Below are 24,118 nucleotides of genomic sequence, written 5' to 3'. Positions count from 1 at the left end.
GCTATAACAGAGTTCTCCCCACGTGTTTTCGTGGTCACCCCTTCAATCTTCAGGATTAGCATGCTCACAACCATCATTTACCGCAGTCATATCTGCGAGGACGTTCCAGTGAAAGCGCTGGAAGATATGGTCGCTGCTGCAAATTGTAGAAATCGCCAGTTCGATGTGACGGGGATTTTGCTGTTTAACGGCACACACTTTTTTCAGTTACTTGAAGGGCCCGCTGATAACGTTAAGGAGATCTATGAGCTCATTTGCCGTGACCCACGGCATCACAACGTGGTCGAATTGTTGAGCGATCACGGGCCTTCAAGACGTTTTGGCAATGTGGGTATGGAGCTCTTCGACCTTCGTCAGTACGACACCAACGAAGTGCTGCAACAAGTTCTTGATAAAGGCACAAGCCGCTATCAGCTGACCTATAACGATCGCGCCCTGCAATTTTTCCGCACCTTCGTTGAGGCCACTGAAAAAGCCAACTACTTTGAGCTGCCTCCTGCTGACGCCTGGGAGTTTGTCACCGAAAACACGCCGTTATCCTCCCAGCCGACGGTAGTGGCAAAGGGAGCGGACTGTAGTTTCGCGTTTCAACCTATCGTCGATCCGTTTATGCAGCAGGTTGTTTCCTGGGAAGCCCTGATCCGCACGCCGTCCGGTGAGTCTCCGGAAAGCTATTTTGCCAACCTGTCGCGTGAGGCGCTGTACGAATCGGATCTGAAGAGTAAACAGGTGGCTTTGTCGATGGCCAGCGCGCTGGGCCTACAGACTCAAACGTTGTCCATTAATCTGCTGCCGATGACGCTGGTCAATGTTCCTGGCGCCGTCGATTTTTTACTGACGGCAATTGAGGCGAACGGTTTTGTGCCGGAGCAAATTGTGGTCGAGTTCACCGAGAGCGAGGCGATCTCGCGCTTCGAAGAGTTCACCAGCGCGGTCAGACAGCTTAAAAGCGCCGGGATCAGCGTGGCCATCGATCACTTTGGCGCGGGATTCGCCGGTCTGCAACTGCTGGCTCAGTTCCAGCCGGACAGAATCAAGATCAACCGTGATTTGATTGCCAACGTGCACAAGAGCGGCCCGCGTCAGGCGATCATTCAGTCGATCATTAAATGCTGTGCGTCCCTGGAAATTCTGTTCTGTGCGGTTGGCGTAGAGCTGGCTGAAGAGTGGATGTGGCTGGAATCCGCCGGGATTTCTCAGTTCCAGGGCCACCTTTTTGCCAGCCCGCGTCTGGGGGCCATTCCGGCGATTGCCTGGCCCGAGAAAAAGTACGATTTATAAAAACCTGTACGTAACTCTTAATAGTGACCTGTACGTACGGCTAAATTTATACAACAATACATTAACGAGTGAGGGGTTCTTTGAGCCATTCACTTGTCTCATAACGAGGAGTTAGTTATACAAATGATTTGTACAATCTGATAAGGTTGGTTTGGTTAGGTATGGAAGTATTGTGCGTGAGGGAGTTAATGGCCTATTACAGTATCGGCGAAGTGGCCGAACGATGCGGTATCAACCCCGTTACGCTGCGTGCCTGGCAGCGCCGTTATGGATTGTTGAAGCCGCAGCGAAGTGAAGGGGGTCATCGTCAGTTTGACGATGAAGATATCCTGCGTATCGAAGAGATCAAACGCCTGATGAAAACGGGTGTTTCGGTCGGTAAAGTAAAAGCGCTTCTTGAAAATACAGAAGTGATGACGCATGGGAACTGGGCATCGTTTCAGGAAGAGATGTTAACCGTTCTGCGCTATGCCAATCCGGCAAAACTGCGCGCCAAAATCAGTGAGTTCCGCCGCGACCATGCGATGGATGTTCTGATAGATAACATCATCACCCCTGTGCGTCAGCGAATGAATCAGGATCAGAATACGGTGCGTCATATGGCGAGCCTGCTCGACGGTGTCCTGATTGAGTTTGCCGTTACTAGCCTGGTTGAATCACGAAAAAAAGCAGGAAAAGATGCGCTACTGGTTGGATGGGAGTGCGACGACCGTACGCATTTGTGGCTGGAAGCGGCCCGTCTTGCCTACAAGGGCTGGCATATCGACGTGCTGGCTGAACCCATTGATTCTCCACGTCCGGAACTTTTCCCTGGACAAAAAATTTTCGTCTGGACCGGTAAAGCACCTACGCCTCGTCAACAGGAGCAGCTCGACCACTGGCGTGAACAGGGTTTCGCCGTCTCGTTCCATCACTGATGTTAAGGGGGCCAACGGTAAACCGCCAGCGCGGGATTTTTGCTTTCTGGCGATACGACAGGGGTATCCGCGAAGATGCATAGCATCAGTACCCCTGTCATATCGTCGGTTTATTCCATCATCAGGTTGTCTGAAATATTCATACTGGCCACGGATTCAACTTTCCACACGCCATCTTCCTTGAGCATGCAGTCAATCACGGTGTGATCCCGCTTTTTGCCGAATGAGATATAAACCTGCATACAGGCGGCATCGTAATCCAGCGCCCGCGCACTGACGATGTCCCAGTCATCTTCATATCCCTGAGCCTTGATGAACAAATCGACGTCAGGCACGTCATATTCATCTGGATCCAACTTATCCATGGCTTTGAGTTTGCTGATGGTTTCGCGGGTCACATATGGCCTCAGCGCTTCATAGTTTTTCAGGGGCTCTTTCCCGGTAATAATTTGCGAGATGTACCACTTATTAAACTGAAGGGCAGCGGATACCTCAGGGGGTAACTCCTGTGCAGCTGATGCGAGAGTGGGCAGAAGCAGGATCGCCAGAATTAAATTGCTTTTCATATCCTTAGCATAATGTGTGTTCTGTAGATTAGCACCGCCGGCGCGAATGGATTTTGAAACAAATTCTGCACATCTTTTCTGGCTATACTGACCTGCATGCTGGCGAGCATGAACTGCGGCTTTATGGGCACTCCACATCATTTAATCCCTTACTGAATAAATGGTTAACAAGGGAAACATTACGCCGAAAAGGGACGAGTTTATGTAATTAATCATGATCGGAATTTAACCACTATCAGACTGATAAATAATGGTTAACTTATCCATCAAACGTCTTTATGCGCGCCCAGGTAAGGCAAAAAAGAATTAAAAAGAACCTGGCTTAAGGGGGAGGCATACGTAAAAAATGTATATGATGCCTGGGCGTACTTTAGCTATCTCAAAAATAGGTATTTTCAATACAATTTTTATTATTGCCCGCCACCTTACCGCCTTTCTTATGAAATGCATTATTTATCAATGCATTGAACAAAACTAACCCTCCCATCCGCATCCCGTCACAGGGTCTATGCTTAATGAAAGTAGCCAAAAAGGGCGGTTTAGCCCAAAGCCCCTGCTCGCAGGGGGTTGAAGTGATAATCGTTATCACTAACATGGTGTTATGCCCTGGTGGCTTATCAGATGAGGTGGACCTATGGAACTGCATTCAGAAACCTTCAATCCGGCCGATTTTGCCTGGCGTGGCTTAACGCTGACGCCCGCGGCGGCGGCGCATATTCATGAGCTGGTGGCAAAAAATCCCGACATCCTCGGCGTACGCTTAGGCGTTAAGCAGACGGGCTGCGCGGGATTTGGCTACGTGCTGGATACCGTAACCGAACCCAAAAAGGACGATCTGGTCTTTGAAACCGACGGTGCAAAGTTATACGTCGCGCTACAGGCTATGCCGTTTATCGATGGAACCGAAGTCGACTACGTTCGGGAAGGTTTAAACCAGTTATTCAAATTTCATAACCCGAAAGCCCAGAACGAATGCGGCTGCGGCGAAAGCTTTGGGGTATAGGCGGTACTATGTCTCGTAATACTGAAGCAACGAGTGATGTAAACACCTGGAGCGGCGGACACCTCAACTATAAAGAGGGTTTCTTCACGCAGCTGCAAACCGATGAGCTGGCGAAAGGCATCAACGAAGAGGTCGTGCGCGCCATTTCGGCGAAACGTAACGAGCCGGAGTGGATGCTAGAGTTTCGCCTGAGCGCATTCCGCGCGTGGCTGGAGATGGAAGAACCCCACTGGCTGAAAGCGCATTACGATAAGCTGAACTATCAGGATTACAGCTACTACTCCGCGCCCTCATGCGGCAGCTGCGATGATACCTGTGCCTCGCAGCCCGGCGCGGTACAGCAAACCGGTGCCGAGAACAGCTTCCTGAGTAAAGAGGTGGAAGAGGCCTTCAATCAGCTCGGCGTGCCCGTGCGCGAAGGTAAAGAGGTGGCGGTGGACGCCATTTTTGACTCCGTCTCGGTGGCAACCACCTACCGTGAAAAGCTGGCGGAGCAGGGGATAATTTTCTGCTCCTTTGGGGAAGCCATTCACGATCACCCGGAGCTGGTGAAAAAATACATTGGCACCGTGGTACCCAGTAACGATAACTTCTTCGCGGCACTGAATGCGGCGGTGGCGTCAGACGGCACCTTTATCTACGTGCCTAAAGGTGTGCGCTGCCCGATGGAGCTCTCAACCTATTTCCGCATCAACGCGGAAAAAACCGGCCAGTTTGAACGCACCATCCTGGTGGCCGATGAAGGCAGCTACGTCAGCTATATCGAAGGCTGTTCGGCGCCGGTGCGCGACAGCTACCAGCTGCACGCGGCGGTGGTAGAGGTGATCATCCATAAAGACGCGGAAGTGAAATACTCTACGGTACAGAACTGGTTCCCGGGCGATGGCAACACCGGTGGTATTCTGAACTTCGTCACCAAGCGTGCGCTGTGCGAAGGTGAAAACAGTAAGATGTCCTGGACGCAGTCAGAAACCGGCTCCGCCATTACCTGGAAATACCCGAGCTGTATTCTGCGCGGCGACAACTCCATCGGTGAGTTTTACTCCGTGGCACTGACCAGCGGTCATCAGCAGGCCGATACCGGCACCAAGATGATCCACATCGGTAAAAACACCAAATCGACCATCATCTCCAAAGGGATCTCTGCCGGTCACAGCCAGAACAGCTATCGCGGGCTGGTGAAAATCATGCCGACAGCCACCAACGCACGTAACTTTACCCAGTGCGACTCCATGCTGATTGGTGCGGACTGCGGGGCGCATACCTTCCCCTATGTCGAATGCCGCAATAACAGCGCCCAGCTCGAGCATGAGGCGACTACGTCACGTATCGGTGAAGATCAGCTGTTCTACTGCCTGCAACGCGGGATCAGTGAAGAAGATGCGATTTCAATGATTGTTAACGGCTTCTGTAAGGACGTGTTCTCTGAACTGCCGCTGGAATTTGCCGTTGAAGCCCAGAAACTCCTCGCCATTAGTCTTGAACACAGCGTCGGTTAAGGAAAGCACATGTTAAGCATTAAAGATTTACAGGTTAGCGTGGAAGAGAAAGAGATCCTGCGTGGGCTCAATTTTGACGTCAAACCGGGTGAAGTTCACGCCATCATGGGGCCAAACGGCTCCGGGAAAAGTACGCTTTCAGCGACGCTGGCAGGACGCGAAGATTATGAGGTCACCAGCGGCTCCGTTGAGTTTAACGGCAAGGATCTGCTGGAGATGTCGCCTGAAGAGCGTGCCGGTGAGGGCATCTTTATGGCCTTCCAGTATCCGGTGGAAATCCCGGGCGTCAGCAACCAGTTCTTCCTGCAAACCGCGCTGAACGCGGTGCGCAAGTATCGCGGGCTTGAGGCGCTGGATCGCTTTGACTTCCAGGATCTGATGGAAGAGAAAATCAAGCTGCTGAAAATGCCCGAAGATCTGCTCACCCGCTCGGTGAACGTGGGTTTTTCTGGCGGTGAGAAAAAACGTAACGATATTCTGCAAATGGCGGTTCTTGAGCCGGAGCTGTGCATTCTCGATGAAACCGATTCAGGGCTGGATATTGATGCCCTGAAGATCGTTGCCGACGGCGTAAACTCTCTGCGTGACGGTAACCGCTCATTTATTATCGTGACTCACTACCAGCGTATTCTGGACTACATCAAACCGGACTATGTCCACGTGCTTTATCAGGGGCGCATTGTGAAATCCGGTGACTTTACGCTGGTTAAACAACTGGAGGAGCAGGGTTATGGCTGGCTTACCGAACAGCAGTAATGCACTCCAGCAGTGGCACCGACTGTTTGAAGCCCAGGGTGGAGCGCGCTCTGAACAGGCTCAGCACCATCTCCAGCAGATGCTGCGTCTCGGTTTACCGACGCGTAAGCATGAGAACTGGAAATATACCCCGCTGGACGGCCTGCTAAACGGCGAGTTTGTCACCCGTCTGGCGCAGGTTAGCCCCGGCCAGCGCGATGTGCTGGCGCTGAGCGTGGATGCCGTGCGTCTGGTGTTTGTAGACGGGCAGTTTCGTGAGGAACTCAGCGACAGCGTACAGGAGAGCGGGTTCGATATCGCCATTAACGACGAGCGCCAGTCGTTGAGTGCTCCGGTCCAGCCTGACGTCTTTCTGCACCTCACAGAGAGCCTGTCTCAGTCTGTCACCCATATTCACGTTAAGCGTAACCAGCGCCCGGCGAAACCGCTGCTGCTGATGCATATCACCCAGGGTGTTGAGGGCGACGAGATCAACACCGCCCACTATCGCCACCATCTCGAGCTGGCAGAAGGGGCAGAAGCGACGGTAATTGAGCATTACGTTAGTCTGAACGACACCCGCCATTTTACCGGCTCGCGTCTGACGATGAACGTGGCGGCCAACGCCCAGCTGCACCATATCAAGCTGGCGTTTGAGAATCCGCTCAGCCACCACTTCGCCCACAACGATATTCTGCTGGGCCAGGATGCCGCGGCTTACAGCCACAGCTTCCTGCTTGGCGGCGCGGTGCTGCGCCACAATACCAGCACCCAGCTGAACGGTGAGAACACTACGCTGCGTATTAACAGCCTGGCAATGCCGGTGAAGTCAGAAGTATGCGACACGCGCACCTGGCTTGAGCATAACAAAGGCTACTGCAACAGCCGTCAGCTGCACAAAACCATCGTCAGCGACAAAGGACGTGCGGTGTTTAACGGCCTGATCAATGTGGCGCAGCACGCCATCAAAACTGACGGGCAGATGACCAACAACAACCTTTTGCTGGGACGTCTGGCAGAGGTGGACACCAAACCACAGCTGGAAATTTATGCGGACGACGTGAAATGCAGCCACGGCGCAACGGTCGGGCGTATTGACGATGAGCAGATGTTCTACCTGCGCTCTCGCGGGATAGACCAGCAGGCCGCGCAAAAGATGATTATTTACGCCTTTGCGGCTGAGCTGACGGAAGCGCTGCCCGATGGCGGACTTAAACAGCAGGTGCTGGCCCGTATCGGTCAGCGGCTGCCTGGAGGCGAAGCATGACATTTCCCGTAGAGAAAGTCCGGGCAGATTTTCCGGTACTGACCCGTGAAGTGAACGGTCTGCCGCTGGCCTATCTCGACAGTGCGGCCAGCGCGCAAAAACCAAATCAGGTGGTGGATGCGGAAGCCGAATTTTACCGCCACGGTTATGCGGCGGTCCATCGCGGGATCCACACTCTGAGCGCCGAGGCGACCCAGCGCATGGAAAACGTGCGCACGCAGGTTGCGGCGTTTCTCAACGCGCGTTCGCCGGAAGAGCTGGTGTTCGTGCGTGGCACCACCGAAGGGATCAACCTGGTGGCTAACAGCTGGGGCAATGCGCAGGTGCACGCGGGGGATAACATCATCATCACCCAGATGGAGCACCACGCTAACATCGTGCCCTGGCAGATGCTCTGTGAGCGTATGGGGGCGCAACTGCGGGTGATCCCGCTAAACGAAGACGGTACGCTTCAGCTTGAACAGCTGGACGCCCTGCTTGACGACAGAACGCGGCTGCTAGCGGTGACCCACGTTTCAAACGTGCTGGGGACGGAAAATCCGGTGGCGCTGATCGTCGACAAAGCCCATCAGGCCGGTGCGAAAGTGTTGATTGATGGTGCCCAGGCGGTGATGCACCATGCGGTTGACGTTCAGGCCCTGGACTGCGATTTCTACGTCTTCTCCGGGCACAAGCTGTATGGTCCGACGGGCATCGGCGTGTTGTATGTGAAGGAGGATATTCTCCAGGCCATGCCGCCGTGGGAAGGGGGCGGGTCAATGATTGCCACCGTCAGCCTGACGGAAGGCACAACCTACGCCCGGGCGCCCTGGCGCTTCGAGGCGGGCACGCCAAACACAGGCGGGATCATCGGGCTGGGTGCGGCCATTAGCTACGTATCTGAAACGGGGCTGGCGGCGATTCAGGAGTACGAACAGCTGCTGATGCAATATGCCTTGCAGGAGCTTGCCGGCGTCCCGGATCTGACCTTATATGGCCCTGCTGACCGTCTGGGTGTGATAGCCTTCAACCTCGGCAAGCATCACGCTTATGATGTGGGCAGTTTCCTGGATAATTACGGCGTCGCCGTACGTACCGGGCATCACTGCGCGATGCCACTGATGGCGTATTATCAGGTACCGGCCATGTGCCGCGCATCGCTGGTGATGTACAACACAACGGAAGAGGTCGACAGACTGGTGGCGGGACTGAAACGTATTCACCAGCTGCTTGGCTAACGGAGAGGCGTGAGATGGCAGATTTGCCGGACAGAGATAAATTGCTGCGTAACTTTGGGCGTTGCGCAAACTGGGAAGAGAAATACCTTTATATTATCGAGCTAGGTCAGCGCCTGCCGCCGCTCAGCGAAGAGGCGCATAACCCGGACAACATCATTCAGGGCTGCCAGAGCCAGGTCTGGATCCAGATGCAGCAGACGGATGATGGCGTAATCGATTTACAGGGTGACAGCGATGCGGCCATTGTGAAGGGGCTTATTGCCGTCGTATTTATTCTTTATCACCAGATGTCGGCGCAGGATATTGTCGCCTTTGACGTTCGCCCGTGGTTTGAAAAAATGGCCTTAACCCAACACCTCACCCCGTCCCGCTCCCAGGGACTGGAAGCGATGATCCGCGCCATACGCGCCAAAGCCACAATCCTTAGCTAAACTGACAGAACAGCATTCATTCTGTTTCGCGGGGTGGTTTCCACCTCGCTGGTTTTTCAGCTTTCTGACGTTTGGTCAGTGAATAAGGAATCTCAGCATGAAGCGCGCGTCTCTAATAACTCTATTACTCCTTGGTTCGCTCAGTGCTGTTAATTCAGCCAGGGCGGTTGATTATCCTTTACCGCCCGCAGGCAGCCGCCTGATTGGGCAAAATCAGACATACACCATTCAGGAAGGCGACAATAAGCTCCAGGCTATCGCTCGTCGGTTTAATACCGCCGCACAGCTTATCCTTGAAACCAATAATACCATTGCACCGGTAAACCCTGCGCCAGGAACGGTCATTACCATTCCTTCCCAGATGCTGCTCCCGGACACCGAGCGTGAGGGCATTGTGGTGAATCTGGCGGAGCTGCGTCTTTACTTCTATCCGCCTGGCGAAAATATCGTGCAGGTCTATCCGCTGGGTATTGGTCAGCTTGGGCTGGAAACACCGGTCAGCACCACCCGTGTGAGTCAGAAAATCCCTAACCCTACCTGGACCCCCACAGCGGGCATCAGAGCGCGCTCACTGGCGCAGGGCATTAAACTGCCGCCTGTGGTACCCGCAGGGCCAAATAACCCGCTGGGGCGCTTTGCGCTGCGTCTGGGCATCGGGAATGGGGAATATCTTATTCATGGCACCAGCGCGCCGGACAGCGTAGGGCTGCGGGTCAGCTCGGGCTGTATGCGAATGAACGCGCCGGATATCAAAGCGTTGTTTGAACGAGTGCGCGTCGGCACGCGGGTGCAGATTATCAATGAGCCGGTGAAGTTCTCCGTCGAGCCGGACGGCAAACGTTATATCGAGGTGCACAGGCCGCTGGCGCAGGCTGAGGGCGAAAACCCACAGACGGTGCCGTTCACGCACTCGGCGGCGTTTACCGCCTTCGCAGCGGAATCAGGTAGCGATAAAACGCTAATCAACAAAGCTCTGGCGCGCAGAGCCGGGATCCCGGTTGCCGTTTCAGCAGGCAATGGTTCGTCAGCCAGCAATTCTGTCCTGTCGGTTCAAAACAGTCGTGTCTCAGCGGCGGTGACGGAAGGCGAGGGAGAGAAAGCGCTTCAGTAGAGGTTTGACGAAGGCAAAAAAAATGGCGCACAATGTGCGCCATTTTATTAACAGGTACTATTACTTACGGTATTTAGTAGCCTGGTTGTCCAGACGCTGGTTAGCGCGAGCTGCGTCGTCTTTAGCAGCCTGAACGTCGGAACGCATTGCGTTCACGTCGTTGCTCAGCTGGTCAACTTTAGCGTTCAGAGTCTGAACGTCAGAAGACAGCTGATCGATTTTAGCGTTGCTGGAGCAACCTGCCAGCAGAGTAGAACCCAGGATTACCGCGCCCAGTACCAGTTTAGTACGATTCATTATTAATACCCTCTAGATTGAGTTAATCTCCATGTAGCGTTACAAGTATTACACAAAGTTTTTTGGGTTGAGAATATTTTTTTGATGGGATTACGCCTATTTTTGATCGTTCGCTCAAAGAAGCAACGAAATCGGCAATTTTGACGAAAAAGCTATGTTAAAAAAGGCATTTTTCATCGGATTCATCTTAGATAAATCGCGATTAAATAGAAAAACCCGATTTGCTTTTTGAATAGTTCTGGTTAATGGCGGGAATAAAAAAAGCGCCCCGAAGGACGCTTTTTAACAAAACAATAATTTGTTCGTGAAATATTACAGTACGTGGACAGATGCAGTGTTGGTTGTACCGCTTGGTACCAGTGCACCAGAAACCATAACCACCACGTCGCCTTTCTGAGCCAGGCCACAATCAACCAGTTCCAGAGCCACTTCTTTACCCAGACGATAGAAATCATCGGTAGAGGCAATCTCTTTCACCAGGTGTGGGATCACGCCTTTGCTCAGCACCAGCTGACGCGCGGTGGTTTCGTTCGTGGTCAGCGCCAGGATGGTTGCATCCGGGAAGTATTTACGCACGGCACGCGCAGATTTACCGCCTTGGGTCGCCACGACAATCAGTGGGGCTTCCAGTTTTTCAGCGGTTTCTACCGCACCACGGCACACGGCTTCGGTGATGCGCAGTTTACGGCTGTCGTTGTTGTAATCCAGACGGCTTTTCATCACGCGGTCGGTACGCTCACAGATGGTCGCCATGATGCCGACCGCTTCCAGAGGGTATTTCCCTTTTGCAGATTCGCCAGACAGCATAACGGCATCGGTACCGTCGAGGATGGCGTTCGCCACGTCGCCGGCTTCAGCACGGGTAGGGCGTGGGTTTTTGATCATGGAGTCCAGCATCTGCGTTGCGGTGATAACCACTTTACGCGCGCGAACGCATTTCTCGATCATCATCTTCTGCGCGAAGATCACTTCTTCAACCGGGATTTCTACGCCCAGGTCGCCACGCGCTACCATGATACCGTCAGACGCTTCAAGGATTTCGTCGAAGTTGTTCAGGCCTTCCTGGTTTTCGATCTTGGAGATGATCTGAATGTTCTCACCGCCGTGCGCTTTCAGGTGCTCACGGATCTCAACCACGTCAGAACGTTTACGGATGAAGGACGCCGCAACGAAGTCCACACCTTGTTCGCAGCCGAAGATCAGGTCTTGTTTGTCTTTTTCAGCCAGCGCTGGCAGAGCAATGGACACGCCCGGCAGGTTAACGCCTTTGTTTTCGCCCAGATCGCCGTTGTTCAGCACTTTACAGATAACCTTGTTACCTTCAATCGCGGTCACTTCCATGCCGATCAGGCCGTCATCTACCAGCACGGTGTTGCCAACGGACAGATCGCTGGTGAAGCCTTCGTAGGTCACGGCAACGATTTCGTTATTACCTACAACGGATTTGTCGGTGGTGAAGGTGAAGGTCTGGCCCGCTTTCAGGGAAACGTCGTTACCGCCTTCCAGTTTGATGGTGCGGATTTCAGGACCTTTGGTGTCGAGCAGGATTGCCGCTTTTTTCCCGGTCTTGCTCATCACGTTGCGCAAGTTCTGAATACGCTGACCGTGTTCAGCATAGTCGCCGTGGGAGAAGTTCAGACGCATCACGTTCATGCCGGCATCCAGCATTTTGCTCAGCATCTCTTCGGATTCGGTTTTCGGGCCGATAGTACAAACAATTTTCGTCTTTTTCATGACAGTCTTAGTCTTTAAGTTGGGAAGGATATGGAAATCTCGCTCCGGGGGCGCACCGCCGCGGAGTCAAACCTGTGTTGCGAAAGAGTATATGACACGCACTAAGAATAGGTGACATCAAATGAGCGTGCAGAAGAAAGTGTGCCTGAGTGCCAGCCCAACGAAGGAGAGGAGAAGTTGTACGTTGTTTTTTGTATTCCAAGCGCTGAAACCATTCACCAGGGATTTGGCGCGCATTATACGCTGATTCACAGTAAAAAGGAAAATGGAAACAGCGTTTCAAAAACAATCTGTGCAGATTCACATAAGTTTGTTATCAAGGCGTTAAGGCCTAATGTCATCTTATGACGGCAGGCGCAACGCCCGCCGTTTTTTGCTCACTTTTCCAGCGCCTGCTGAAGGTCGGCGATCAGATCCTTCGCATCCTCAATCCCCACCGACAGGCGTATCAGCTGCGGCACAATGCCGTTTGCAAGACGCTGCGCCAGTGGAATGGAGGCGTGGGTCATGCTGTAGGGCTGGCTCACCAGACTCTCCACCCCGCCCAGGCTTTCCGCCAGGGTAAAGAGCGTAAGATGACGAATCACCTCTGTCGCGCGTTGCGCATCGCCTTTAATCACAACGGAGATCATGCCGCCCGGCAGCGCCATTTGTCTGCGGGCAAGCGCATACTGGGGGTGTGACTCCAGCCCGGGATAGAGCACGCTCTCTAACTGCGGATGCTGCTCCAGCCATTGCGCAATCGCCAGCGCGTTGGCGCTGTGCTTCTCAACGCGCAGGGCGAGGGTGTGAATCCCCCGTAGCGTCAGGAAGCTGCTGAACGGATCCAGAACGCCGCCAACCGCGTTTTGCAGATAGCCCAGACGCTCCGTGAGATCCTTATTTGCCCCGACAACAGCCAGCCCGGCAACCACGTCTGAATGACCGTTGAGATATTTGGTGGCGGAGTGAACCACAATGTCGAACCCCGCCTCCAGCGGCCGGTGAATGACCGGGGAGGCGAAGGTATTATCCGCCACGCTGATCGCATTATGGCGCCGGGCAATGTCTGCGATGGCCTCCAGGTCGGCCAGTTTCAGCAGCGGGTTCGTCGGCGTTTCCACCCAGATCATGCGGGTGTTCGGGCGAATGGCGGCCTCAAGTCCGGCTATATCGTCCGGCTTAACCCAGCTCACCTGTAACCCGGTGCTGCGCTTGCGCACGTTTTCGATCAGGCGATACGTACCGCCATACACGTCGTCAATGGCAACGATATGGCTGTCTTTATCCAGCAGTTCGAGCACGGTGGAAATGGCCGCCAGCCCTGACGCGAAGGCGTACCCGCGCGTGCCGCCTTCCAGTTCGGCGATGGCGGTCTCCAGCGCATGGCGGGTTGGGTTGCCGCTCCGGGAGTATTCGTAGCCGGTATGTTCACCCGGTGCCGGTTGCGCAAACGTCGACGTGGCGTAAATTGGCGGCATCACGGCGCCGTGCGTGTCGTGATACTCACCGCTGTGAACGCTGAGGGTGGCCAGGTTTTTCATCTTTTGCTCCTTTTATTTCGTCAGGCGGTTACGCCAGGTGGTGAGTACGTCACTGCGTGTGATCAGACCCAGAAAGCGGTCTTCGTCATAAATAATCGCCACCAGGCCACGGTCAAAGATGGTGTACAGGGCGCTCTCCGGGGCCAGCTTATCCAGATATTCGACCTGACGCGTCATGGCCGCCGTCACGGGGAGAGAGAAGCGATCGGCATCTCCCCCGATGTGCCGCAGCAGGTCCCACTCGTCGATGATGCCGACAACATTGTTGTTATCGAGCACCGGCAGCTGGGAGATGTCGTACAGGCGCATGCGGGCCAGCACGGTGGAAAGCGTGTCGTCCGGGGCGACAGTCACCGTCGCGCCTTCATCGTGGCGCAGGGCAATATAGTCCGAGAGATCGCCTGCCTGCGGACGTGAAATCAGCCCCTGCTGGCGCATCCAGTCGTCGTTGAACATCTTTGAGAGGTATTTATTGCCGCTGTCGCAGGCGAAGGTGACCACACGTTTTGGCGTAGTCTGCGCCTGGCAATATTTCAGCGCCGCCGCCAGCAGCGTGCCGGTGGAGGAGCCTGCCAGGATCCCTTCCGTTTTTAGCAGATCGCGGGCGGTGGTGAACGCCTCGCGATCGGTAATGCGCCAGGCGCGTTTAACCCCTTCGATGTGCGCCAGCGGAGGAATAAAGTCTTCGCCAATCCCCTCAACAAGCCACGATCCGGCATCGTGATGACGTCCGGTCTCAACCTGGTCCGCCAGCACCGACCCGGCCGGATCGGCAAGCACAAATTTCGTCTGCGGCGAATGTTCTGCAAACCACGCCTGTAAGCCACCCAGCGTACCGCCGGACCCCACGCCGACGACGATGGCATCGATCTGGCCGTCAAGCTGTTCAAACAGTTCCGGTGCGGTAGTGGTGCGGTGCGCCAGCGGATTGGCCGCGTTATTGAACTGGTCGATATAAAACGCGCCTGGCAGTTCGTTCGCCAGCCGCCGGGCATAATCCTGGTAGTAGGCCGGATGCCCTTTATTCACATCTGAACGGGTCAGCACGACCTGCGCTCCTAACGCGCGCAGGTGGAAAATCTTCTCGCGGCTCATTTTGTCCGGCACCACCAGGATCAGCGAGTATCCCTTTTGCGCCGCAATCAACGCCAGCCCCAGGCCGGTGTTCCCCGCCGTGGCTTCAATAATGGTGCCGCCGGGCCGTAGCTGCCCCATACGCTCGGCTTCGTTAATCATCGACAGCGCGACGCGGTCTTTAATCGAGCCGCCTGGATTCTGATTTTCCAGCTTCAGAAACAGCGAGCAGGGGCCGGTATCCAGCTTGTGCAGCTGGATGAGTGGCGTATGGCCAATTAGTTCGGTGACGGAGTGGTAAAGCGTCATGGTCATGTCCTGTGAAGAGGTGATGACCAGATGATAGGACCACGAAATTTTCTCTATAAAGAACGTTTCACTAGGTTTTAGAACAGAAAGGAATAATCCTTATGTTTTTGGGTGGAAAGACAGCAAGACGTAAAGTTGTCCGGATGTGAGGATGGCTATATCAGCACATAGTGCTGAAAAATTAACCAATTTCGTCGGATGAATGAGACCTGATATGCAAAAGGCAGATAATTATTGCAGATATTCATCTAAATGCTTTTCACCCGCCAGTTCGCTGCTTATTCCGCCGCATTATAAGAAATTCTTTTTTGGTCATTTAAAAGCTGATAATGGCTGTTTACTATCTTTTGGACATCCATACTGCTAAACCGCTATATGCGTAACGGATAACGAATAAGAATGATCGTACTCAGTAATATTTCGAAGGTTTTTGACAACGGGAAGCTGGCGCTGACAGCCGTTGATAACGTCAATTTGACGATAGAGCAGGGACAGATTTACGGGATCATTGGTTACAGCGGGGCCGGGAAAAGTACGCTTATCCGTCTGCTGAACGGTCTGGAAAAGCCCAGCGCCGGCAGCGTCACTATTAACGGTCAGGATATCTCCGCCGCGAAGGGAGAAGCGCTGCGTCAGGCACGCCTGAAAATCAGCATGGTGTTCCAGCACTTTAATCTGCTCTGGTCGCGCACGGTGAAGGAAAACATCGCCTTTTCAATGCAAATTGCCGGTGTGCCAAAAGCGCAAATCCAGGCTCGCGTTGCCGAGCTGGTGGAGCTGGTCGGCCTGAAGGGGCGCGAGAATGCCTACCCGTCGCAGCTGAGCGGCGGGCAAAAACAGCGTGTGGGCATTGCCCGTGCGCTGGCCAATCATCCGGACGTACTGCTGTGTGACGAAGCCACCTCGGCGCTGGATCCGCAGACCACCGATCAGATCCTCGATCTGCTCCTGGACATTAACCGTCGTTTTAACCTGACCATCGTACTCATTACGCATGAGATGCATGTGGTGCGCAAAATCTGCGACCGCGTGGCGGTAATGGAGAACGGCAAGGTGGTGGAAGAGGGGGAGGTGCTGAGCGTGTTTACGCATCCTCAGCAGCCGATCACCCGGCAGTTTGTCCGCCAGGTGAGCCAGTACGCGGAGGAAGAGACCTTCAATACCGAACTGGCAAATGAGCTGGAGGGCGCGGTCATCAAGCTCACCTTCACCGGGCACAGCACGCACAGGCCGATCGTCGGTGAACTGACCCTGCGCTACGGCCTGCCGTTTAACATCCTGCACGGCAAAATGACGCAAACCGCCCACGGTGTTTTCGGGCAGCTCTGGGTGCACGTGGTGGCATCGGATGAACAACTGAACAATATCCTCGCCGACCTGAAGCAAAGCGATATTGAAGGCGAGGTAATCAAGCATGGCTGAAGAACTCTTTCCGCACCTGAAGTGGGATCAGCTTTGGGCTGCAACCCAGGAGACGCTCTACATGACCGCGCTTTCCGGCGTGGCGACGTTTGTTCTGGGGATCGCGCTCGGTCTGGCGCTGTTTTTAACCGCCCGCGGCGGGTTATTCCACAACCGCACGGTCTACAGCGTGATGTCGATTGTGGTGAACGTGTTCCGCTCGATTCCGTTCATCATTCTCATTGTTCTGCTGATCCCGTTCACCAAGACCGTTGTGGGGACCATTCTCGGCGCTAACGCTGCGCTGCCCGCCCTGATTGTGGGCGCCGCGCCGTTCTACGCCCGTCTGGTCGAGATTGCCCTGCGGGAAGTGGATAAAGGGGTAATTGAAGCCACGCGTTCGATGGGCGCGCGGCTGAGCACGTTAGTGTTTCGGGTTTTACTGCCGGAATCTTCACCCGCACTGGTTTCAGGTATGACGGTGACGCTGATTGCGCTGGTGAGCTACAGCGCAATGGCGGGGGTGATAGGTGCCGGCGGTTTGGGAAATCTGGCTTATCTGGAAGGATTCCAGCGCAACCATGGTGACGTCACGCTGGTGGCAACGGTGACCATTCTGATCATCGTGTTCATTATCCAGTTCTGCGGCGATGCCATTACTTCACTGTTAGATAAACGCTAATAAATACACACAGGAACCACATCATGAAAAAGACACTGACACTGATCGCCGCAGCCACCCTGAGCGCCCTGAGCTTTGCCTCCTGGGCGGACACGCTCACCGTGGGGGCGTCCAACACCCCGCACGCGGAAATTCTGGAGCAGGCTAAGCCGATTCTGGCGAAGCAGGGTATTGATCTGGAGATTAAACCGTTCCAGGACTACATTCTGCCAAACACGGCGCTGGCAGGGCATGACATTGATGCCAACTATTTCCAGCACATCCCTTACCTGAACAGTGTGCTTAAAGACCATGCGGGCGATAAGGATTATGATTTTGTCAGTGCAGGCGCAATCCACATTGAGCCGATCGGTATCTATTCAAAAAAATACAAATCGCTGAAGGATCTGCCGGAAGGCGGCAAAATCATCATGCGTGATGCGGTTTCCGAGGAAGGGCGTATTCTCTCCATCTTCGAAAAAGAGGGCGTGATCAAGCTGAAGCCAGGCATCGATAAAGTGACCGCGCGCATCAGCGATATTGTGGAGAACCCGAAAAAGCTGCAATTCACCCCTAACGTCGAGGCATCTCTGCTGCCGCAGATGTACAACAACGACGAAGGTGCTGCGGTGGTGATCAACGCCAACTACGCAATTGATGCCGGTCTGGATCCGGTCCACGATCCAATTGCGGTTGAAAGCGGTGAGAATAACCCGTACGCCAACATCATTACCGTTCATCGCGGTGATGAGAAGAAGAAGGATATCGTCGCGCTGGTGAACGTGCTGCACTCCAAAGAGATTCAGGACTGGATCCGCACCAAATACAAAGGCGCGGTCATCCCGGTAAACAACTAATCGCCTGATTTTCCAGACGAAGCCCGGCGAACAACACGCCGGGCTTCTTTTTTGTATCCAGCCGACGAATGATTTAAGCTGACGGTTTAGGGCAACGGAGTGATGGCAATGGGCAATGTGACCAAAGACGAAGCGCTGTACCAGGAGATGTGTCGGGTGGTAGGCAAGGTCGTTCTGGAGATGCGTGACTTAGGGCAGGAGCCCAAGCATATCGTGATTGCCGGGGTACTGCGTACCGCGCTGGCGAACCAGCGCGTTAAGCGCAGTGAGTTGACCACCAAAGCGATGGAAACGGTGGTTAAAGCGCTGGCCGGTTAGGACGAAGCGTCTCGCGAGTTTTTCAGATCCCGCATATCAACAGTCATTATTGTTATTTCCTCTTCATGATGAAGGCGTGTTTAACTGAGTCCAGGTTAAGCGAGAAGGGTAATGACGATGAAAAAATGGATAAGCACGTTACGGCGGTTTTTTGCGCCCCGACCAGCGAATGCGGAGAACAGCGCGCAACGTGTTCTTGAGTCAATACTGCCTGTCGCCAGCCTCTATGGCGTGGACGTAGCCAACATCGACCCGGAGTGGTTCTATGTTAAAACGTCACGCTGAACTTCGCCGGACGCGCGAAATGTACTGGAATGAGCTGTGCGTGATGCGTGTAAAGTGAGAATGAAGGGAAAAATGCCCTGGCTAATCCTCGGTAAACGATAGCCGTTTTGTTACCACTATCTCCTTTCTCAGATGGAGATGATAATGAAACGGACAGTATTAACCCCCGCGCTTTCTGCCACCGTGCTATTGCTTGCCATGCAGGCGGCACACGCTGGTCCACAGGCGCATGTTGTATGCAGTTATTCCCATACCCTCGGCGATGATGCCATTATGATGTACGGCATGCCCAACGAGGCCATGCTGCACGATTTTTTTGGTAACGTGCAAACGGATGCTTACTCCAGCCGTGAATCGCTGCGTACCCAGGAAAAGACCACCTGCGATAACAAAGCAGACAGCTCGGCCTACTGGGCTCCGTCGCTAAAATTACCGGACGGAACGGTGGTCAAACCCGCCTATCAAAAAACCTATTATCAGGCATCGAACGTTGACGCCTGGCCGCTGCACCCGTTCCCGGCGGGGCTGTCGCTGCTGGCGGGCGATCATCACGGCACCGCGCCAAATCCACATATCACCTTTTTATGCGCCAACGGCAAGGGCTACACCACCAGAACGGGTGAAGTCTGCGGCTTACGCAAGGCGAAGGATGCCGTGCAGTTTAATATCGGCATTCAGTTCCCGAACTGCTGGGACGGGGTCAACCTGAAGCCCGCCCACGGCCTGGCTAACGCCACCTACGATACGAAAGGACAGTGTCCGTCCGCCTTCCCGGTGAAGATCCCGACGGTGAACATGAATATTGCGTACGTGCTTCCGACAATTAGCTCTCTGGATACCAGTAAAGTCCAGCTTTCCCTCGACCCCACCATGCATGGCAGTGAACGTGAAGAGCGATGGGGGAGCCTGTATACGGCGCATGCTGACTTCATGAACGGCTGGACGGAAGATGCCGCGCGCTTTATGACCGACCTGTGCATGAACCGCGGAATGGATTGCGGCACCACCGTGCCGTATGGTTATTCAAAAGCGAAGGCCAACGTCTGGCTCAGCAGCATGGAACCCGCACTTTCACAACCCGATCCCCAGCTCTTACTGGTGCAGGATAACTGGAAGAACGGTGGACGCACGAAAAACAGCGAAACATTGTCGCTGGTGAAGTTCAACATTCCTCCGCTGCCTGCCGGACAGGATCCTGCCCAGTTTAAATACCGCGTGAGAATTTATGGCGGGAAAGTGGAAACCAACGGCGCTGATCAAATCTTCTTCTATCCGGCGAGTAACGACTGGGATCCGGCCACCGTGAGCTGGCATTCACGGCCGTCCTGCAACTATCGCTCGGATGCGGTGCTTTACCTGAACCACTCCCGCGAATACCGGATGGTGGACGTGGATAAAGCGGTGCGCAAGGCGCTGGCAGAAGGGAAAACCGAAATTTCGTGGTATATCGGCGGCGATCGTCAGGGAAATCACTATCAGTTTGAGACGGGGTCATCTCAACAAAGCCTGATCCTGATGCTGACCGGGTTTAGCAAAACGCCGGAGATCTGATAACGCGTGAAACCCTCATGCATAAAAAAAGCACCGGGGCTTCCGGTGCTTTCTCGTCAGATCTTGCAGGCATCGCCGCAGTCGTCATTGGCGACAATCGCCTGGGCTTTTTTATCCGCATCGTCGAGACGTTCCGCGTTGCGCTCTTCTGCTTCATCCAGCCCGTTAAAGACTAAGTTATCGAGATCAATTTCCATGTGCCACCTGCGTTATTCAGTTTTTGATACTGGCACAGTATAAGTCAAAAAAAGCGGGCCAGGCACCCCTCAGCACATATGGTTAATCCCTGCCATACTCAGTGCTTTATTGCTGAGGAAAGCCGATGATTACACTCTGTAAAACCTGCGGTACCGCTTACGATAAACAGCCCAAAAACTGCCCGATTTGCGACGATGAGCGCCAGTATGTCCCGGTGACGGGCCAGGCATGGACGGACTTCGACAGCCTTACGACCACGCACACCAACAAATGGCAACAGCTGGAGCCGCAGCTGTTCAGCATCAAAACCGTTCCCGCTTTTGCCATCAACCAGCGGGCGCTTCTGCTGAGTACGCCGCAGGGCAATGTTCTGTGGGACTGCATCGCCAACCTCGATCCGGCGACCAGAGCGTTAGTTGACGCGCTCGGGGGCATCAGCGCGATCGCGATTTCGCACCCACATTACTACACCACCATGCAGGAGTGGGCCGCCGCGTTTAACGCGCCGATCTATCTGCACGCCAGCGATCGGCAGTGGGTGATGCGTGACAGTCCGGCGATACGCTTCTGGGAGGAGGACGCCCTGGAGATTATGCCGTCGGTGACGCTGCTGCGTCTGGGCGGGCATTTTGCAGGCGGCACGGTGCTGCACTGGCAGTCAGGCGACGGCGTGCTGCTGGCCGGTGATATTTTGCAGGTTACGCCTGGTAAGGACGCCGTGTCGTTTATGTGGAGTTATCCGAATATGCTGCCGCTGCCTGCCCGCACCGTTGAGGCGGTGATCGGTCGACTGACCGGGAAAACGTACCAGCGACTGTACGGGGCCTTTGAAGGGCAAAACATCCCGGCGAACGCAGATGAGATTGTGCAGCGGTCGGGCCAGAAATATATTGCTTGTCTCCGCTAAGGCACGGTGGTTAAATTTTACGAGTGTGATCGCGATCATACCTAAACTAAAACAGATAAAAGAGAAATGGCTATGCAACATATCATTGAAGGTTTTCTCAGCTTTCAAAAAGAGATTTTCCCGCAACGTAAAGAGCTTTTTCGTAGTTTAGCGTCCAGTCAGAATCCCAAAGCGCTGTTTATCTCCTGCTCCGACAGCCGTCTGGTTCCGGAACTGGTCACGCAGCAGGAGCCAGGACAGCTCTTTGTCATTCGAAACGCGGGCAACATTGTGCCACCGTTCGGGCCGGAGCCTGGCGGTGTCTCTGCAACCATCGAATACGCGGTAGTGGCCCTTGGCGTGACCGATATTGTTATTTGCGGCCACTCCAACTGCGGCGCGATGAAGGCGATTGCTGACAACGCCGATCTGGAGCCGATGCCAGCCGTTTCCCACTGGCTGCGCTATTCTGATGCGGCAAAAGCGGTGGTTGAGAAGAAAACCTGGGATCAGCCAATCGATAAAGTGAATGCGATGGTGCAGGAGAACGTCTTTGCTCAGCTGAGCAACATCAAGACCCATCCGTCGGTGGCGGTAGGCCTGCGCAACAACGCCATTCGCCTGCACGGCTGGGTATATGACATCGAAAGCGGCAAAATCCTTGCCCTGGACAAGAACACTAAATCCTTCGTGTCGTTGTCGGAAAACCCGGAAGTCTTCTTCGAGTAATCCGACACCGCAGGGCAGGGAAGCCCTGTTAAAACTCCGTGTAAGGTAACTTCCGTCGCACGCCAGATGCAGGATTCCCCGCCGCTTTCGCCATCGCTTTACCAATTTCAGCGCACTCAGACAACCCCTGAACAAACGGATGATCGTGCATCAGCCAGGGGATCGCCCCAAAAGCGATACGTCCGCGCAGAGACGCAGGTGACAGCAACGTGTAGTCTTCCCCCACGTCCGGTATTTCATCCCCCGTTTCCTCAAGCTGTTTGCGCAGTGTCGGGAAGGGAATATCCTTATTTCTGAGCGGTTTCTGCCCGCGGGCATCGATAAAGACGTCGAAGCGATAACGCTTTTCTTTCGTGGTGATGACGGTCTGATCGCTGCCGATATCCAGGTCGTAATCATCACCGAGTGCGACTACGCTAATGATCCCTGCCTCGCGCAGTGCCAGTAACCGGCGGATAGACTGCGGTGGAATGGCGGCATAGTTATCAATAAACACACGCTCCAGCCCGGATTTAAACCGTTCTCTGTCACGTTCATTGAGTGAAGGGACAATGGCCTGAACTACTTCATGCAGACGAAGCACGGTATAGCGCCAGGCAACGGTGCGTTTCTCGCACTTGTTGCGCTCCACTTCTTTCAGATTCGCTTCGGCCCAGGTGAAAGGACCATGCTTTTTACGATCCTCAAACCAGACATCACGAAGCGTGTCAGCATTCAGCGTGCCGATCGCTATCGCCTGGCACCAGCGCGGATCGGCCAGCTCAAGCTCTTTCACCATCAGCGCAAAGATGCGGTCAAGCAGCCCGTCAGGGCCTTTGGCAATTTCGCTTTCTGCCACAGACTCCGTTAACACCGACAGCGGTTCATAAGGGATAGGGCAGTAAAAGTCGGCCTCCGGAAGAACGCCCGAGCGGGACATCAGCGTGATGTTTAGCCCCTCACTACCTTTATTGACAACGAACTGCTCCCCGCTAAAGCGACCATGCTGCATTACTACCGCCATAGCAGCGTCCAGTCCGCTGAGGGAGGTACCCATAATCCCCACCTCACAGGCTCGGATATCCGCGTCCATCAGCCCCGACCATGGGCTTGGGAAATAGTCGCGGGTGGATTCATCTTCATCAGGCCAGACGTGACCGGTGGCGACCACTGCAAGATCAAACCGCCTTGAGAAAGGGGCATCGTTCACTGACAGGGCCACGCCGTCTGCATCAGCCTTAATATCTGTGACTTCTGCGTTGGGATGAACCTCGATATGAAACCCAGCCTTTTTCGCCTCGGCAACGACGGCGAGAAAGCGGTCGTGGAAATATTCACCCAGCAGAATACGCGGCAGAAACTGCCGTTCATTCAGTCTGTCTTTGTCGACGTTATAGCGGGCAAGATGGGCTTCACTCTGCTGTTTGAGCCAGTCGAGGTAGGTGATAAAAATGGGCGGGATTTCGATACTGGCGATATTCGCCAGCATTAGCCGGGAGTTATCCTCGTCGCTGTAGGGCATCCCTACGCCGGGTTGGTCTGCTTTTTCGAACACGGTGACCGACAGCGGTGCTGCGTTGTTAAGAAGTGAGTAAAAGGTGTAAATCCCTGTTGGGCCTGAGCCGATAATGGCGATTTTTTTCATCGAAAGCGTTCCTGCGTTTCTGAACCATACAACAAGCGTAGCAGGAGAAAGGTTAAGCCGTTTAATTAAGGGAGAAATTAAGACGTTTTGAAGAGGGCATGGCGTACCCCCTCCTGAACTTAGAGGAAAGTTATATGCTGTTATCGCCTGGTTGAGTAGATATAATTCTGCCTGATATGGTGAAAGGAAAGATTGTTTTGGTTCCAGGCTTATCGATAATATGTAGGCCGGGGATTTTAACAAGAGATGGATTTTTGAATATATGGCGAGCCAATATTATTCTTGTTTTTATAACAGCGAGTGATGGAATAGTCCAGAATTGTACTATTCCATGCCTTCTATAAAGTAACAAAATAATCTGATTTCCAGCTTTTAAAACAACTTTCTGTGAGACTCACAAAAGGGTCGTGAGGACGTTTAGGCTGGTGCTGAGTGGCGTTCTTTTTCACCCTTATCAGTAGAAAATTCTTAAGAAAAATCAATATGCAGATCTTTGATCTGAAAAGTTGATCATGAATGGGCTTTTGCTCTAATATGGTTTTGTAAAGACCCGTCACTCAATTAACTCGTATTTCTTGCAAAGAAAGGGACTGCTATGGCCGATTCATTTCAGAATGAGGTGCCCAAGGCACGCATAAATTTAA

25 protein-coding genes are annotated in these 24,118 nt (G+C 53.8%); 17 read left to right on the top strand and 8 right to left on the bottom strand.

All coding sequences use genetic code 11. The annotated features are described in order from the left end of the window. Positions 1–60: 60 nt before the first annotated feature. Complete coding sequence (locus ACOT1A_RS22075) at positions 61–1,281, top strand: diguanylate phosphodiesterase (RefSeq protein WP_046620265.1); 1,221 nt, start codon at positions 61–63, stop codon at positions 1,279–1,281. Between the two features lie 188 nt (positions 1,282–1,469). Continuing rightward, a complete protein-coding gene (locus ACOT1A_RS22070) occupies positions 1,470–2,198 on the top strand; it encodes a MerR family transcriptional regulator (protein ID WP_023299929.1) in 729 nt (242 codons plus the stop codon). A gap of 110 nt (positions 2,199–2,308) precedes the next feature. Here ACOT1A_RS22070 and ACOT1A_RS22065 read toward each other — a convergent pair whose 3' ends face one another. Next, entirely contained in the window at positions 2,309–2,905 is a 597-nt protein-coding gene (locus tag ACOT1A_RS22065; RefSeq protein WP_276170376.1) for a DUF3828 domain-containing protein, read from the bottom strand. Between the two features lie 493 nt (positions 2,906–3,398). Here ACOT1A_RS22065 and sufA point away from each other — a divergent pair, with 493 nt between their 5' ends. From sufA to ldtE, 7 genes are all read left to right on the top strand, one after another. Further along, complete coding sequence (sufA, locus tag ACOT1A_RS22060; protein WP_022647873.1) at positions 3,399–3,767, top strand: Fe-S cluster assembly scaffold SufA; 369 nt, start codon at positions 3,399–3,401, stop codon at positions 3,765–3,767. Between the two features lie 8 nt (positions 3,768–3,775). Further along, positions 3,776–5,266 carry a Fe-S cluster assembly protein SufB gene (gene sufB, locus ACOT1A_RS22055; protein ID WP_003857739.1) on the top strand — a complete coding sequence of 497 codons (1,491 nt, stop codon included), beginning with the start codon at positions 3,776–3,778 and terminating at the stop codon, positions 5,264–5,266. 9 nt (positions 5,267–5,275) lie between these two features. Next, entirely contained in the window at positions 5,276–6,022 is a 747-nt protein-coding gene (sufC, locus tag ACOT1A_RS22050; protein WP_022647874.1) for a Fe-S cluster assembly ATPase SufC, read from the top strand. Further along, entirely contained in the window at positions 5,997–7,268 is a 1,272-nt protein-coding gene (sufD, locus tag ACOT1A_RS22045; RefSeq protein WP_058647191.1) for a Fe-S cluster assembly protein SufD, read from the top strand. Before sufC ends, sufD begins: the two co-directional genes overlap by 26 nt. Then, positions 7,265–8,485, top strand: a complete 1,221-nt coding sequence (sufS, locus tag ACOT1A_RS22040; RefSeq protein ID WP_276170377.1) for a cysteine desulfurase SufS — start codon at positions 7,265–7,267, stop codon at positions 8,483–8,485. The genes sufD and sufS overlap by 4 nt, the downstream gene beginning before the upstream one ends. 14 nt (positions 8,486–8,499) lie before the next feature. Continuing rightward, positions 8,500–8,916, top strand: a complete 417-nt coding sequence (gene sufE, locus ACOT1A_RS22035; protein ID WP_045309081.1) for a cysteine desulfuration protein SufE — start codon at positions 8,500–8,502, stop codon at positions 8,914–8,916. A gap of 97 nt (positions 8,917–9,013) precedes the next feature. Beyond that, complete coding sequence (ldtE, locus tag ACOT1A_RS22030) at positions 9,014–10,027, top strand: L,D-transpeptidase LdtE (RefSeq protein WP_276170378.1); 1,014 nt, start codon at positions 9,014–9,016, stop codon at positions 10,025–10,027. 60 nt (positions 10,028–10,087) lie between these two features. Here ldtE and lpp read toward each other — a convergent pair whose 3' ends face one another. The 5 genes from lpp to ACOT1A_RS22005 form a co-directional block, all read right to left on the bottom strand. Next, positions 10,088–10,324, bottom strand: coding sequence for a murein lipoprotein Lpp (lpp, locus tag ACOT1A_RS22025; protein WP_001082307.1), 237 nt, complete (start codon positions 10,322–10,324; stop codon positions 10,088–10,090). A gap of 312 nt (positions 10,325–10,636) precedes the next feature. Continuing rightward, on the bottom strand, positions 10,637–12,058 hold the full coding sequence (gene pykF, locus ACOT1A_RS22020) for a pyruvate kinase PykF (protein ID WP_015570703.1): 1,422 nt from the start codon (positions 12,056–12,058) through the stop codon (positions 10,637–10,639). A gap of 7 nt (positions 12,059–12,065) precedes the next feature. Further along, complete coding sequence (locus ACOT1A_RS22015) at positions 12,066–12,362, bottom strand: hypothetical protein (protein WP_418721914.1); 297 nt, start codon at positions 12,360–12,362, stop codon at positions 12,066–12,068. A gap of 73 nt (positions 12,363–12,435) precedes the next feature. After that, positions 12,436–13,581, bottom strand: coding sequence for a trans-sulfuration enzyme family protein (locus tag ACOT1A_RS22010; RefSeq protein ID WP_276170379.1), 1,146 nt, complete (start codon positions 13,579–13,581; stop codon positions 12,436–12,438). A 12-nt stretch (positions 13,582–13,593) separates the two neighbouring features. Beyond that, positions 13,594–14,964 carry a pyridoxal-phosphate dependent enzyme gene (locus tag ACOT1A_RS22005; protein ID WP_180260853.1) on the bottom strand — a complete coding sequence of 457 codons (1,371 nt, stop codon included), beginning with the start codon at positions 14,962–14,964 and terminating at the stop codon, positions 13,594–13,596. A gap of 399 nt (positions 14,965–15,363) precedes the next feature. Here ACOT1A_RS22005 and ACOT1A_RS22000 point away from each other — a divergent pair, with 399 nt between their 5' ends. The 6 genes from ACOT1A_RS22000 (at position 15,364) to ACOT1A_RS21975 (ending at position 20,037) form a co-directional block, all read left to right on the top strand. Continuing rightward, positions 15,364–16,386, top strand: coding sequence for a methionine ABC transporter ATP-binding protein (locus ACOT1A_RS22000; protein ID WP_023299939.1), 1,023 nt, complete (start codon positions 15,364–15,366; stop codon positions 16,384–16,386). Beyond that, positions 16,379–17,047 (top strand): methionine ABC transporter permease, encoded by a 669-nt coding sequence (locus ACOT1A_RS21995; RefSeq protein WP_017384621.1) that lies wholly within the window; start codon positions 16,379–16,381, stop codon positions 17,045–17,047. The genes ACOT1A_RS22000 and ACOT1A_RS21995 overlap by 8 nt, the downstream gene beginning before the upstream one ends. Positions 17,048–17,070: 23 nt before the next feature. Next, positions 17,071–17,883, top strand: a complete 813-nt coding sequence (locus ACOT1A_RS21990; RefSeq protein WP_003857677.1) for a MetQ/NlpA family ABC transporter substrate-binding protein — start codon at positions 17,071–17,073, stop codon at positions 17,881–17,883. Positions 17,884–17,991: 108 nt separating this feature from the next. Further along, positions 17,992–18,201, top strand: a complete 210-nt coding sequence (gene fumD, locus ACOT1A_RS21985; protein ID WP_003857676.1) for a fumarate hydratase FumD — start codon at positions 17,992–17,994, stop codon at positions 18,199–18,201. Positions 18,202–18,318: 117 nt separating this feature from the next. Further along, positions 18,319–18,486 (top strand): hypothetical protein, encoded by a 168-nt coding sequence (locus ACOT1A_RS21980; RefSeq protein ID WP_022647883.1) that lies wholly within the window; start codon positions 18,319–18,321, stop codon positions 18,484–18,486. Between the two features lie 144 nt (positions 18,487–18,630). Beyond that, positions 18,631–20,037: a DUF1996 domain-containing protein gene (locus ACOT1A_RS21975; protein ID WP_276170380.1), complete on the top strand. Its 1,407-nt coding sequence runs from the start codon at positions 18,631–18,633 to the stop codon at positions 20,035–20,037. A 56-nt stretch (positions 20,038–20,093) separates the two neighbouring features. On the opposite strand, the gene ACOT1A_RS21970 is transcribed toward ACOT1A_RS21975, so the two are convergent. Next, the gene (locus ACOT1A_RS21970; RefSeq protein ID WP_171936064.1) at positions 20,094–20,234 is read right to left on the bottom strand and encodes a hypothetical protein; all 141 of its coding nucleotides are present in this window, start codon (positions 20,232–20,234) and stop codon (positions 20,094–20,096) included. Between the two features lie 125 nt (positions 20,235–20,359). On the opposite strand from ACOT1A_RS21970, the gene ACOT1A_RS21965 reads away from it, so the two are divergent. Together ACOT1A_RS21965 and ACOT1A_RS21960 are read left to right on the top strand one after the other, a co-directional pair. Continuing rightward, positions 20,360–21,142 (top strand): MBL fold metallo-hydrolase, encoded by a 783-nt coding sequence (locus ACOT1A_RS21965; protein ID WP_038415922.1) that lies wholly within the window; start codon positions 20,360–20,362, stop codon positions 21,140–21,142. Positions 21,143–21,214: 72 nt separating this feature from the next. Beyond that, positions 21,215–21,850, top strand: a complete 636-nt coding sequence (locus tag ACOT1A_RS21960; protein WP_022647889.1) for a carbonic anhydrase — start codon at positions 21,215–21,217, stop codon at positions 21,848–21,850. 28 nt (positions 21,851–21,878) lie between these two features. Here ACOT1A_RS21960 and ACOT1A_RS21955 read toward each other — a convergent pair whose 3' ends face one another. Then, the gene (locus ACOT1A_RS21955; RefSeq protein ID WP_228338778.1) at positions 21,879–23,474 is read right to left on the bottom strand and encodes an FAD-NAD(P)-binding protein; all 1,596 of its coding nucleotides are present in this window, start codon (positions 23,472–23,474) and stop codon (positions 21,879–21,881) included. Positions 23,475–24,118: the final 644 nt, after the last annotated feature.

Source organism: Enterobacter cloacae complex sp. SYL003 (assembly GCF_049236925.1).
Classification (GTDB): Bacteria; Pseudomonadota; Gammaproteobacteria; order Enterobacterales; family Enterobacteriaceae; genus Enterobacter; species Enterobacter intestinihominis.
Note: the sequence above shows the minus strand (reverse complement) of the source record. Positions and strands in the feature narration are given on the sequence as shown.